This is a genomic window from Odoribacter sp., assembly GCF_985060555.1.
In genome coordinates, this window is the sequence record NZ_CFKYFN010000086.1 from 1 (window position 1) to 13,418 (window position 13,418).

14 protein-coding genes are annotated in these 13,418 nt (G+C 43.8%); 12 read left to right on the top strand and 2 right to left on the bottom strand.

Annotation, left to right across the window (positions count from 1 at the left end):
* A partial coding sequence (locus tag AC5RDS_RS10830; protein ID WP_494222335.1) for a DUF3945 domain-containing protein occupies positions 1–1,306 on the bottom strand: 1,306 nt, incomplete at its 3' end.
* A gap of 752 nt (positions 1,307–2,058) precedes the next feature.
* Between AC5RDS_RS10830 and AC5RDS_RS10835 the strand changes: the two genes are divergently transcribed.
* The 7 genes from AC5RDS_RS10835 (at position 2,059) to AC5RDS_RS10865 (ending at position 8,510) form a co-directional block, all read left to right on the top strand.
* A complete protein-coding gene (locus AC5RDS_RS10835; RefSeq protein ID WP_013611622.1) occupies positions 2,059–2,874 on the top strand; it encodes a type IV toxin-antitoxin system AbiEi family antitoxin domain-containing protein in 816 nt (271 codons plus the stop codon).
* Complete coding sequence (locus AC5RDS_RS10840) at positions 2,871–3,665, top strand: nucleotidyl transferase AbiEii/AbiGii toxin family protein (protein WP_013611623.1); 795 nt, start codon at positions 2,871–2,873, stop codon at positions 3,663–3,665. Before AC5RDS_RS10835 ends, AC5RDS_RS10840 begins: the two co-directional genes overlap by 4 nt.
* Before the next feature lie 140 nt (positions 3,666–3,805).
* Positions 3,806–4,384 (top strand): hypothetical protein, encoded by a 579-nt coding sequence (locus tag AC5RDS_RS10845; protein WP_022159449.1) that lies wholly within the window; start codon positions 3,806–3,808, stop codon positions 4,382–4,384.
* Positions 4,385–4,395: 11 nt separating this feature from the next.
* Positions 4,396–4,845, top strand: coding sequence for an SsrA-binding protein SmpB (gene smpB / locus AC5RDS_RS10850; protein WP_013611625.1), 450 nt, complete (start codon positions 4,396–4,398; stop codon positions 4,843–4,845).
* 147 nt (positions 4,846–4,992) lie between these two features.
* Positions 4,993–5,499: a TlpA family protein disulfide reductase gene (locus AC5RDS_RS10855; RefSeq protein WP_013611626.1), complete on the top strand. Its 507-nt coding sequence runs from the start codon at positions 4,993–4,995 to the stop codon at positions 5,497–5,499.
* 249 nt (positions 5,500–5,748) lie between these two features.
* Positions 5,749–7,056: an acetyl-CoA hydrolase/transferase family protein gene (locus AC5RDS_RS10860; RefSeq protein ID WP_013611627.1), complete on the top strand. Its 1,308-nt coding sequence runs from the start codon at positions 5,749–5,751 to the stop codon at positions 7,054–7,056.
* A gap of 101 nt (positions 7,057–7,157) precedes the next feature.
* The gene (locus AC5RDS_RS10865; protein WP_041557241.1) at positions 7,158–8,510 is read left to right on the top strand and encodes a deoxyguanosinetriphosphate triphosphohydrolase; all 1,353 of its coding nucleotides are present in this window, start codon (positions 7,158–7,160) and stop codon (positions 8,508–8,510) included.
* 36 nt (positions 8,511–8,546) lie between these two features.
* Here AC5RDS_RS10865 and AC5RDS_RS10870 read toward each other — a convergent pair whose 3' ends face one another.
* Complete coding sequence (locus AC5RDS_RS10870; protein WP_013611629.1) at positions 8,547–8,996, bottom strand: GatB/YqeY domain-containing protein; 450 nt, start codon at positions 8,994–8,996, stop codon at positions 8,547–8,549.
* Positions 8,997–9,301: 305 nt separating this feature from the next.
* Between AC5RDS_RS10870 and AC5RDS_RS10875 the strand changes: the two genes are divergently transcribed.
* The 5 genes from AC5RDS_RS10875 to AC5RDS_RS10895 all read left to right on the top strand — a co-directional run bounded on the left by AC5RDS_RS10875 (position 9,302) and on the right by AC5RDS_RS10895 (position 13,418).
* Positions 9,302–9,646: a Kelch repeat-containing protein gene (locus tag AC5RDS_RS10875; RefSeq protein ID WP_013611630.1), complete on the top strand. Its 345-nt coding sequence runs from the start codon at positions 9,302–9,304 to the stop codon at positions 9,644–9,646.
* A 540-nt stretch (positions 9,647–10,186) separates the two neighbouring features.
* Positions 10,187–11,419 (top strand): BamA/TamA family outer membrane protein, encoded by a 1,233-nt coding sequence (locus AC5RDS_RS10880; protein WP_087381900.1) that lies wholly within the window; start codon positions 10,187–10,189, stop codon positions 11,417–11,419.
* 15 nt (positions 11,420–11,434) lie between these two features.
* A complete protein-coding gene (locus AC5RDS_RS10885) occupies positions 11,435–12,766 on the top strand; it encodes an MATE family efflux transporter (protein ID WP_013611632.1) in 1,332 nt (443 codons plus the stop codon).
* Between the two features lie 120 nt (positions 12,767–12,886).
* Complete coding sequence (locus AC5RDS_RS10890) at positions 12,887–13,054, top strand: sigma factor (RefSeq protein ID WP_157741833.1); 168 nt, start codon at positions 12,887–12,889, stop codon at positions 13,052–13,054.
* 43 nt (positions 13,055–13,097) lie between these two features.
* Positions 13,098–13,418 (top strand): RNA polymerase sigma factor, encoded by a 321-nt coding sequence (locus tag AC5RDS_RS10895; RefSeq protein WP_083813727.1) that lies wholly within the window; start codon positions 13,098–13,100, stop codon positions 13,416–13,418.

The following is a 13,418-nucleotide window of genomic DNA, read 5'->3' on the forward strand; positions in this document are numbered from 1 at the left end:
AGATTTCCCGTGCGCCTTCCGGGGAGTCGGGATTGTAGCGGGTGTAGGACGGGCGGCCTGTCGCCTCGTCGAGTTTCACGTAGGAGGAGAACAGTTCCCCGTCCTTGCGCTTCATGCCCTCCACGAAGATGGCCTTGCCCTCGTTCAGGTCGTCAATCTGCTTCTTGGTCAGTTCGACGCCTCCCAAAGACTGCCGGTTGAAGAGCTTGTCGTTCTCGAAGATGAATTCCACGCCCCTGCGCTCGGCGTTGACCTGGAGGTGGGCGTCGAACGGGTTGCCCGATCTGGCTGTCATTCCTTCGACGAATATCTTCTTGCCTTCCCGCAGGTCGTTCTGCTCCTGCTCGGTCAGTTCAACTCCGCTGATTTCACGCGGTATGAAGACATTCTCGGCTTTCATCGCCACCACCTCGTTGGTCAGCTTGTCGATGCTGACGAAAGAGGGGACATACTCGCCGTTGCGGTTCTTCAGTTCCACGACACGCCCCATGTTGCCCGTCTCAAGCAAATTTTTCTTGTCCTCGTCCGAGAAGATGTGCCCGAAGTAGGGACGGTCGAGGTCGGGTTTCTGCCGGATACCGTGGATGCCCAGCACGATGTCCCCGGAGCGGGACTGCTGGAACGAGAGCCTCGCGTCGGTGCGTAGCACGGCGGAGCCGAAGTTCATGCTGATGGGCACGACCTGGTTGGTCTTGTAACCCTTGAGCATCTGGTCAAGTAGTCCCCGTTCCTGGAGTTCCTCACGGGAGAGCCCGAAGTTCTTCAGCTGTTCCCAGTTGATCATGGACTCGTTGTAGCGGTACTGGGGCTGTTGTTGTTGCTGCGTGCCGTCGCCTTGGGCGGCCTGCCGCTGTGTTTCATTTTCTTTTGACATTTCTTCTTGATTCTTGGGGTTGATACTTTGGTTTTCCTTGTCGCGGGGGACAATCTCGTATTTCTTGAGAAATTCCTCCACTGCCTTGGTCTGCTTTCCTGCCGCGATGTCTTCGACTGCCTGCCTCACTTCCGGGTTATCCAGCGTGTCTTCCTTGATGGTAAGGATACCGAAGCGTGTCGGGTCCTTGAGCTGGCTCCAGAAGTTCTTCAGGAAATTCTCGAACATGCTGGCGTAGCGGTCGATTTTCAGAAAGGAGTTTGTATGCTCCTTGTCTGCCGGAACCGTCTTGTACCTGCCGTCCTTGTCAATTTGGGACACTGCCTGTAAAATCAGTTCCATCTTGTCGAGGATAAGGATGATGTCGCTCATCTGTTCGTTCTCGGCGACTTGCGGTTTAGGGGGATCGTCCCTTCCATTTTTCTTTGCCATAACTTTGGTTTTTAGGGTTGATAACTATGATTGTCAGTGCAAATATATAGGATGATTTCTGATATATGATTGATTTACAATACGTTGTACTATATGTTTCATCGTTTGTCATCCTGTTTCACCGCGGGAGGAAAAGCGGGAGGCGGAAAAACGGGAAAGTCAAAGGAAAAAGTAAGGAAAAGCACCGGATTAAAGGGGCGGAAAAGGGCGGGCACACACGAATGGCAAGCCCCAGGGTAAGAAAAACGGCAGGAACGCCACGAAACCGGCAAGGAGAAAACCGTATTATGCAGAGTTGCGAGCGAGCTGTCTTTAGTCCCCGCTTCCTTGTGCCGCTCTATAAGACAGGAAGAAGATTTTGTATGGGGAATGTGTTGACGGCGTAATCCATTGGAACATCAAGTCCGGCAAAATACCGCTGTCAGATTGTTTTTTATCTTGTCCTATGCGCCGTAGGTCGCTTCGCTTGCTAAGTCCCGGCCGTCTCCACAACTCGGACGGCGATACCGGAACGTTTTTTCGGGTGAAAAATTACCGCAGGGAATTTTTTGCGCGAAAACCGCAGGCTCGAACGTGGAAGGTATCGTCCCTCCGAGTTACCTTTTCAATGGGACTTGACAAGGGAAGCGCGGCTATGATGGATTTTTATAGAGGAATATGGAAAAATGCACATTTAGCCCAAGATAATTGCAATCATTTTGCGTAAGTAATCAGGAAATGATTACTTTTGCAGAATCATTGCATCGTGTGATATGAAAAAGGATATAGAAAACTTGTCAGAATGGATTGAAAACAGGGAAATGAGGGGTTACTACACCTTCACCAAGGAAGATATTGAAAAGCAATTCCCTTCATTGGGCAAGGATTATATGAAAACCTATCTGTCCCGTTTGGTCACTAAAGCGAAAATCATTTCGCCCTGGAGAAATTTCTATGTCATCATGCCTATAGAGTATTCGCTGAAAGGGATTATCCCTCCGGTCTTCTACATGGATCAGCTTATGGCTTATCTTGACAAGAAATATTATGTAGCCTTATTAAATGCCGCAGCTTTTTATGGGGCCTCCCATCAAAGGGCTCAAACTTTTTCGGTAGCGGTTGAACTACCTTATATGAGGAGTACTTCTAAAAATGGCACATCCATATTATTCTTCTCTAAAAAAGAAATTCAAACGGAGTTCATAAGAAAACACAAAACCCAAACTGGATATATCAACGTATCTTCTCCTGAACTGACAGCTATTGACTTGATAGAAAACGAAAAGAGCGTGGGTGGTCTGAACCGTGTCTGCACTGTTTTGAACGAATTGGTAGATGTCGTGAATCTGGACAGCCTGAATGACTCCTTCTTCAAAGCATCATCTACACCGGTCTTTCAGCGGTTGGGATATATCATGGAACATATCTTGGAGCGAGAGGATTTGGCGGAAACTTTATATTCCAAAATGGAGGTCGCAGGATTAAAATTTAGAAAAGTTCCGTTTAAGGTAAACAAACCGACAGGATATTGTGAAGTTGATAAAAAATGGAAAGTGATTATTAACCAAGAAATAGAAATAGACGAATGATTCCCGAATTTGCAATCAGAGAATGGGGCGAACAGGTTCCATGGACAGAAACCGAACAGGTTGAACAGGATTTGTTGATATGCAGAGCCTTGACAGAAATTTATAAGGACCCATACCTTGCATCACATCTTGCATTTCGTGGTGGAACTGCCCTGCATAAGCTGTTCCTGTCACCCCAGCCCAGATATAGCGAGGATATCGACCTTGTACAAGTTAAAGCGGAACCGATAAAAGAAACATACGACCGCATCAGAGAAGCACTTTCTTTTCTCGGCGAGCCCAAAGTCAAGCAAAAGAAACATAATAACACTTTAATTTTTAGACTTGAATCAGAAATTATACCGGTTGTTCCGATACACCTCAAGGTGGAAATCAATTGCAAGGAACATTTCAATGTGCTACCAATGCAGGAAGTTCCATTCTCAGTTTCAAACAAATGGTATAATGGAGAGTGTCATGTCTTGACCTATCAGCTGGATGAATTGGTGGGGACTAAGTTGCGTGCTTTGTACCAAAGACGAAAGGGACGTGATTTATATGACTTGTATAAAGCATTGACCCTATCAGATGTCAACATAGCTCACGTATTGGCTTGTTACCAAAAGTATATGGAATTTGTGGTAGATCACGTTCCTACTTACAAAGAATTTATTATCAACATGGAAGATAAAATGCAAGATGATGAGTTTTTGGGAGATACCAAGCAGTTGCTTCGGCCAGATGAAGAGTTCAATCCACATAAAGGGTATGAGGTAGTCCGCACACTTCTAATAGACCGGTTACAAAAGTAATGCAAAGCCCATTCTTTCCATCCTTATCAGAAGAATGGGCTTTGTAGGCTTTCACCTTTCCCTAGCTTTGTCTTTCCCGGACAAAGTATCTTCAAAAATTCCTGTTGTTTTTCAGGAAAAATTAGATATTTTTGTCTGGCATGAAAAATATTAATTTCAAATATCTATACCGACGCACCGAACAATTGCTGATGGTTCCGGAGACTGTATGGCCGGAAGCCCTGAACGAAACTAATTCCGGAAAGGAATTGTATCGGAATTATCTGATTCCCATTACTATGGTTATCTCGATAATGGTTCTGTTGATCAATTTGATCAATTATAATTTTTGGCAAGCTACCGGTCTGACAATCATTAATCTGATAGCAATGCTCATCGGTAACTGGTTCGCCTATCTGATTACACGGGAATATTTGTGCCGGAAACTCTCTTTCGATACGAACCTGGCCTTAAATCTGACCGTATACAGTGGAGTGATTTTCATTATTTTTCATAGTATTGGAAATGCTCTGGGAAATATTTTTCTAGGCCAACTTTTTACGTTGCTCAGTTTTACTTTTATACGGACGCTTTACAAAGGACTTGGCCAAATCCCCCGATTGCATCCGGGCCAGAAAACCAATATTCTCGTCATCAGTTCACTGGCGATTATTTGTATTCCAGTCATTATCAATCAACTTTTGATGATCATCTTTGGAATTTCTGCTTTCAATATTTAATTTTTCAGTTTATGCCTAACGAAGTCAATATACGAAACAAACGAGCCTCCTTCGACTACGAATTTCTCGAAGAATATAATGCCGGCATCGTACTTACCGGTACCGAAATTAAATCTATCCGGGCCGGGAAAGCCAGTCTGGTAGATTCCTACTGCTTTTTTAACCGGGGAGAGTTGTGGGTAAAAGGGATGCATATCGCCGAATACAAACTAGGGACTTATTACAATCACGAAGAAAAACGGGAACGAAAACTACTGCTCACTCACAAAGAGCTGATCAAACTGCAACGTAAAGTGAAAGAATCCGGCCTGACCATCGTACCGGTGAAAGTTTTCCTCAACGAAAAAGGATACGCCAAACTCCGGATCGCCCTGGCTAAAGGCAAAAAGGAATTCGACAAACGGGAAAGCCTGAAACTGAAAGATGCCAAGAAAGATATGGAGAGGGCGATGAAAAGGTAAAAGGCTAAAAGCTATAGGCTAAAGGTTATTCGAGGAGATAAAAGAGAGAGGTTAAAAAGTGGGGAGATAGAAGTTGAGAGAAAGGGCTGTAACCGTTATAACTGAAAAAACAAAGGATAGACTTGAATACTAAAATTCTGATAAACAATGAAAAACACAATTATTTTACTGACCATGCTATTATTCAGCGGTATTGGATTTGCACAGGAAAGCAACAACGGCAAACAGTTGTGGGCAAAATCTTTTCTGAACGAAAAGGCACCGGAACTAACCGTAGAAACCTGGATTTCTAAAAAACCCGATACTGAGGGAAAATTCGTCATCATCGACTTTTGGGCTACCTGGTGTGGCCCCTGCCGGAAAGCAATTCCCGAGCTCAACGAGATTGCCAAAGAATTTTCGAAAGATGTCGTCGTTATCGGCATTTCGGACGAACCGGTAGAAAAGATTAAAGCGATGAAAGAACCCGTTATCGAATATTATTACGGAGTAGATACTAAAAAAACAATGGACAAAATCCTGGAAATCAAAGGTATTCCCCATGTCATCATCATCGATCCGAAAGGTATTGTCCGCTGGGAAGGTTTTCCTCTGCTCGAAAATCATAAATTAACCCCCGAAGTCGTTAAAAACCTGATCGAAAAATACAAGTAAACTAAAAAGGACGATTCTATACTTTACAGATAGAGTTGTCCTTTTTCACCATACTATTGATTATATATATCCGATCCGCAAACCATTACAGCAGTTTTGTCCGGTATTCTCCCCTATAATTTTATTACGCAACAAATTCTACACACAATTTACTCCCACTTTTTACCTTTTACCTTTTACTTTTTACTTTTTATTGCCTACCTTCGCATCGTTTGTGAGTGAAAGATTTTAATCTAATATAACAACATTATGGTTCAAGGTATAAAAACAGTATCATTTGAAGAAGCTGTCAAAGTGGTGAAATCGGGCGACCGGATTCATATTCACAGTGTAGCTTGTGCACCTCAGGGTTTGATCCAGGCTTTGTGTGCCCGCGGACGTGCCGGAGAGCTGAAAAACATTAAATTGCAACATCTTCATACGGAAGGCGCTGCTCCTTATGCAGAGCAGGAATTCGAAGGTGTATTCCAGCTGGAATCGTATTTTGTCGGCCACAACGTACGGAAAGCGACTCAGGACGGTTGGGCAGACTATATTCCGGTACACCTCAGTGAAACCCAGAAATTAATCCGTATGGGGATTACTCCGGTAGATGTGGCCATGATTCAGGTATGTCCTCCGGATAAACACGGCTATGTATCTATGGGTACTTCTGTAGATGCCACCCTGGCTGCCGTTCAAACGGCTAAAACAGTAATTGCGGTGATCAACCCTAACGTGCCGCGTGCCTGGGGAGATGCCATCATCAAATTATCCGATATCGATATCTTCTGCGAAGACAACACTCCGCTGATTGAAGCTAAACCGGCACAACCATCGGAACAGGATATTCAAATCGGTAAAAATTGTGCCGGCCTGATCGAAGACGGTGCTTGTCTTCAAATGGGAATCGGAGCTATTCCGAACGCCGTATTGTCACAGCTGGGTAACCACAAAAATCTGGGGATCCACACCGAAATGTTTGCCGATGGAGTATTACCTCTTTATTATAAAGGAGTAATCAACAACCTGAATAAAAAATACGATAAAGGGAAAATCGTTTCTACTTTCCTGATGGGTTCTAAAGCGGTATATGACTTTATCGACGACAACCCGGCAGTAGCTATGATGGACGTAGGCTATACCAACGATCCTTATATCATTGCCCAGCAACCGAAAATGACTGCCATCAACTCTGCACTTTCTATCGACCTCACCGGCCAGGTAAACGCCGACTCTCTGGGATGCAAATTCTACAGTGGTTGTGGAGGACAGTTGGACTTTATCCGGGGTGCAGCAGCCAGTGAAGGAGGTAAACCGATTATCGCCATGCCGGCTATCACAGCCAAAGGGATCAGTAAAATCAGTCCGACCCTGTTGAATGGCGCCGGAGTGGTGACCACCCGTTTCGATGTGCATTATGTCGTTACGGAATACGGGGTAGCCGACCTATATGGAAAAACCTTACAGGATCGCGCTAAAGCCTTGATCCGTATTGCTGCTCCTCAATGCCAGGAAGAACTGGACAAAGCTGCATTCGAACGCTTCGGAAGTCACTTCCACTTCATTACAAAATAAAAAGTAACCTTATACAAAGAGGCTGTCCCTAAAGTATAAACTTTTTGGACGTCTCTTTGTTTTTCAACCTATTATTCGATCTTATCTTCATTGCTTTACCTATGGATTGGAATCAACTTTTATCAGCCCATCGTTATCATCCGGGAAGTACCACTTCGTTGTTTCATTCGCACGACCGTTCGCAATTTCAACGGGATTACGACCGCCTGATATTTTCATCTCCTTTCCGTCGCTTACAGAATAAAACGCAGGTATTTCCCCTTCCGGGTAATATTTTTGTTCACAACCGTCTGACTCACAGCCTTGAAGTAGCTAGTGTAGGACGTTCGCTCGGAAATAAGGTCAGCCAATTCCTGAAACAACAGCAAGTAGAGATCGAAAATCCGGAAATTCTGGAAGAAATCGGAACCATTGTCAGCACCGGTTGCCTGGCCCACGACCTGGGGAACCCTCCTTTCGGCCACTCGGGCGAAGAAGCGATTTCCTATTTTTTCAGTGAAGGTGAAGGCCTGTATTTCAAAAAATTGCTTTCCGACGAAGAATGGAATGACCTAAGCCATTTCGAAGGTAATGCCAATACCTTCCGTCTCCTGACCCACAGCTTCAACGGACGCCGCCCGGGAGGCTATACCATGACCTATACCACCCTGGCTTCTATCGTCAAATACCCCTTCGAATCGACAAAAGCCAATCCCAAAGGATTCAAATACGGTTTTTTCCAGAGTGAAAAAGACATTTTCCGGCAGGTAGCCGGGGAACTGGGAATCCGCCAGCTCGGTGACCATCCGCTGCAATATGTACGCCATCCGCTGGTATACCTTGTCGAAGCCGCTGACGATATCTGTTACCAGATTATGGATATCGAAGACTCACATAAACTACGCATACTTTCTTATGACGAAACCGTCGCTATTCTGGAAAGCTTTTATGACAAAAATGAAGACAAAGAAGATCTGAAAATCATCACCAAAACTTTCAAGACGGTTACCGACAAAAATGAACGGATTGCTTTTTTGAGAGCCGGAATCATCAATAAGCTGATCAATGCCTGTGCCGACGTATTCTGCCAGAATTACGAAGCGATCATGAAGGGTGATTTCAACAGTACCCTGATCAAACAAGTCAGCGGAACGAACAAAGAAGCCTACGATGCCTGCACCGCCTTAGCTTACGGACGAATCTACCATACGAATATGGTAACCCAGATTCAAATTGCCGGTTTCAAAATACTCGGAACCATCCTCAAAGAATATACGGATGCAGTACTGAAACCGGAAACTTACTATGCCCGGAATATCTTATCGATCATGCCCGAACAATACAAGGTCAGTAAGGCAGATTCTATGTATACAAAGATTCAGACCGTAGTAGATTACGTCTCCGGCATGACCGACTCGTATGCCCTGAATCTCTATCGCAAAATCAAGGGGATCGATTTACCGGAGATTAAATAAAATCGGGAAACTTTATATTCAACGATCCTTACGTGCTCACCCCAGCAATTCCTTTACTTTAGCCGAGATCGCTTTACCGTCGGCCAGACCGGCCAATTTTTTGGTAGCGGTGCCCATCACTTTTCCCATATCTTTGGCAGAAGAAGCACCCACTTCGGCAATGATAGCTTTCAAAGCTTCAGTCAGTTCAGCTTCATCCAGTTGTTTCGGTAAGAATTCTTCGAGCACGGCCACCTGCCCGCTCTCCTGCTCGTACAAATCTTCGCGGCCCTGTTGTCTGTAAATTTCTGCCGATTCTTTCCCCTGTTTGGCTAATTTTTGAATCAGCTTGATACATTCGGCATCATCGATCCGGTCATTGGCCCCCGGGCGGGTTTTGGCTTCCAAAATCACTTTCTTGATATTACGCATCGTCTCCAGCCGAACTTTATCGTGAGCTTTCATGGCATTTTTAATACCATCGTTTACTTGTTCTTCTATCGTCATCATCTTAATTTATTACAACACATTCAACTGATTCATCAGTCTTAAATTCAACAAGAATATCCCGCAAACTTAAAAATCATATTTTTTAATGATTCAATAGTTGATAAGGAACTGACAATTCTTAAAACTTTTATGCTTAGAATCTCATTATTAATACTGTCTTCCTTTATTTTTTTTGCAAAATTAAAATTAATATTCCAAAACTTATTCACAGTCCGCCAATAATTTAATAATTGTTATGTATCAACAAAGTTTTTTAAGACCAATGAATTCAAAAGTAAAAATTATAATGGTCATATTCAAATATGCCAAATATAAATCATAAAAATAAATATGATTGTGAGAATTCTCACAGCAATAATCTATGGCAGTATAAAAGAACGACAGACTACATCGGATGGGATAAAATGAAGGACTTTCCAGGGAATTCAAAAATCGGGGCCATTGCTTTCGTAATCGAAAATAAAGCTTATGTAGGCTTAGGCAGATCTCAACTCAACGGAACCGTCTATCTTTGTTTCGGTCATAATGCTCACGAATATAGCCGGGATGTTTATAAATTCAACCCGGAAGAGTTTCGCTTTATACCGTTAAATACTCTTTTACCTGATAGATATCCGGGAATTACACGTTCCTATGCTTCTTTTTAACTATCGACGGACAGGAATATGCTTATATTGTAGGAGGAGAATTAGGATTAGATGCAGCTCCACCTTATTGGTATTGTTGTCGTTATAATTACTTGACAGACGAATGGGAAGAAGCACCTCCAATGCCAAGGACTCATCCTTATGTAACAACATTCACAAAGGACAACGCCGGATATGTCATATTTAATGATATCGCCTATAAGTTTGTATATTAGTACAAAAAACAAGAAATCTATTATTCGAAGTAGCTTATATTGAAAAGTGGTTATTCCCGAAATGAGGGTAACCACTTTTTTATTTTATCCTATTTTTGTATAATAAGGTTATTATAGATATAATCTGAGAAAACGAACCGATCAGAACCAGATGTGAATATAAAACCTAAATGATATCCGTTTCGTAATCTGATAATAGATTAGTAACCTCTTTTATCCGATAGAGTCGATAGCCATTGGTATATCATTGTCATAATATAAATTAACACATATAATTCCGATTGGCACAAATTTTGAAGTAAATTTGGCACATTTAAGAACAACTATGAAACTATTACTTCTTGTCCTGCTACTGTTGGTAGCGATCCCTGCATTTACACAGCAAGATTCTGTAAAAATCACGACACCGGGAGATACCGTCGTTGTGACCGAGACCTGGACCGTACGCCAACTGAAACAATTTGCCCGCCAGCAAAGGCGCGATTCGATCCGTGCCCATAAAAAAGTATGGCTTTCCATTCTTGGAGGTCCTTCCTATAACCCCGAAGCTTCGCTGGGAGTCGGTGGCGCCATGTTGATGACTTTCCGGATGAACCCCGACGATACCATCAGCCAACGGTCTTTTATCCCGGTAGGCTTCAATATCTCTATCAACGGGACTTTCGTCGCAGCAGGAGCCGGTACGTTGTTTTTCAATGAAAATAAATTCCGTATTTACATCAAATACGGTTATCGTACCGAACCGGCCAATTTTTATGGCATCGGCTATGATGAAATCAAAAAAGCCGAGGAACTAAAGGACCGTTACGATAAGGATTCGGTGACCTTTCATAAAGCCAGCATACAGTTCTTTCCCCGTTTTGTGTGGGAAGTGAAACCGAATATATACGTAGGTACACTTCTGGATTTCAACTATAATTATACGAAATCCTTGGCCGACTGGATGAAAACCAATCCGGCCATCCTGAAATATGGTAACCGTTATCACAATATCGGAATAGGTGCTTTGTTCCAGTACGATACCCGGGATGATGTCGCTACCCCTTTCGAGGGCGTATTCCTAAGCGCAATGGGAACCCTGTACGGGAAATATCTGGGCGGAAATTACAATTATGAAATGCTGGAACTGGAATACCGCCAATTCCGTCAGGTCTTCAAACGCCGGAGCACGCTGGCCTGGACAGCCAAAACCCAGATCGGTATGGATAACGTCCCTTACAGCGAACTGCCGAACTTCGGTAATCCCTTCGATCTGCGCGGTTACGCCTGGGGTAAATACCGGGATAAATCGATGGCTTACGGCATTATCGAATACCGGCACATGTTTATGTCGCAGGAAGCTTATGCCCGGGGCGCCTTTTGGTCGAAGTTCGGAGGGGTTGCCTGGATCGGTACGGGTACGATCGGAAAAACCCCGGCCGACTGGGATAAATGGAAACTCAACTATGGTATCGGACTTCGTATTCAGTTACAACCCCGCAAAAATTTCCGTCTGGATATCGGCAAAGAACCCGGACAGAAATGGGGTATTTATATGAATATGACCGAAGCTTTCTAATCGTTCCCACAGCACATGAGAAGCTCTGTAAAAAATAAAATCATCTGGACGATAGCCCTTCCGATTATCTTCGGAAATCTGGCACAAACCCTGATCGCCTTAACCGATACGGCTTTTCTGGGACGGGTCAGTGCTGTCGCTTTGGGAGCTTCGATGATGGCAGGTATTTATTATTATATTTATTCGACTTTAGCCTGGGGATTCGCCATCGGTATACAGATCATCGTTGCCCGCCGCCTGGGTGAAGGGCGTCTGGACCGGATCGGGGTGATTTTCGAGCACGGGTTGTTTTTCGTGCTTTTTCTGTCTACAGGTCTGTTTCTGATACAACATTATTTCACCAACGATATTCTGGCCAGGATCATCCAGTCGCCTAATATCTACGCCGCTGCAGTAGAATATATGGATTACCGGCATTACGGTATTATTTTTGTATGTTTTAATTTTTTGTTCCGTTCTTTATATATCGGGCTGTCCGATACCAAAGTCATCAGTTTCACGACAGCCATCATGGCTATGGTGAATATATTCCTCGATTATGTCCTGATATTCGGTAAATGGGGTTTCCCCGAAATGGGTGTCGGTGGTGCAGCACTCGCTTCTGTATGTGCCGAAATATCCGCTACATTTTTCTTTATCGGGTATACGCTCGTCAAGCTTCCGCTAAAAACTTATTCCTTATTCTATTTTCATAAACTGGAAGGCTGGCTGATGAAATCGGTTCTGAAACTGGCTTTTCCCACCATGATCCAAAAGTTACTTTCTTTCGGGACATGGTTTATTTTCTTCGCTCTGGTCGAACATATGGGCGAGACACCGATTGCGGTGTCCGGTATTGTGAGAAGTGTTTATATGCTCGTTATGATCCCCGTATTTGCTTTCGGTGCAACGGCCAATACGCTCACCAGCCGCCTGATCGGCGAAGGGAAACAAAACGAAGTGATGCCGACTGTCTTCAAAACGATCGGACAAGGGCTGATCGCCATTCTGCCGGTACTCTTATGCTGTTTGTTTATCCCTCATACGGTGCTGTCTATCTACACCGACGATTTGGTCTTAGCCGATGCCTCTATTCCTTCTTTGCTGGTTATCTGCTGTGCTTCGATCGCTATGAGCTTCGGAATTCCACTGTTCGAAGCCGTATCAGGTACAGGTAATACGACCAATGCGTTGATACTGGAATCTGTCGTACTGATCGCCTACACCTTTTCTGTCTGGTTTTTCGCTTCTTACATATCCACCCGCGTAGAATGGGTATGGACCAGTGAATTTACTTATGGAACCCTCATCGGTCTGGTGTCCTGGCTTTTCATGAGATTCGCTTCCTGGCAGCGTAAGAAAATCTGAACATGTAGAAATTTAGTATTTTTGATACGGGATTCAGCCAGTGGCTTTTGCGAATCAAGCGGAATACTTTATCTTTGCATAAAAGTCGCGCAACAGATAACTAACGACGAAAGCATGAGTATGGAAAAGACATATGCCTATGAAGTAGAAAAAATCTTTACTTCCTGGTATAGTTCGCTGTGTTATTTTGCCTTTCGGTATGTACAGGACGATGAAACGGCCCGGGGCATCGTTCAGGAGGTTTTTGTCCGCTTAATGGAAAAGCGACAGTCAGTCCAAAGTGAGTAACATCTGAAAAACTTTTTATATCTGACCATAAAAAAACGATTGTCTGAACCATTTACGCAACCGTCTCTCGCGGGAACACTACCTGAGTTATCTGAAACATGAAGGAGAACAGGACGAATTCGAATGCCGGATGATCGAAACGGAAATTTTCAGCCGGCTGAGAAAAGCAATAGAAAAATTACCCCGGGAATGCCGTAAAGTATTCGAGTTGTACTATTTCGAGGGGATGAATAACGAGAAAGCGGCCCAAACCCTGCGAATCAGTATTGAAACGGTAAAAGCCCAAAAGAAACGGGGCAAACAGATACTGCGAAAAAATCTGCAAGAGTTGTACCCGCTGTTCGCCTTATTATTCGGTCTGTGA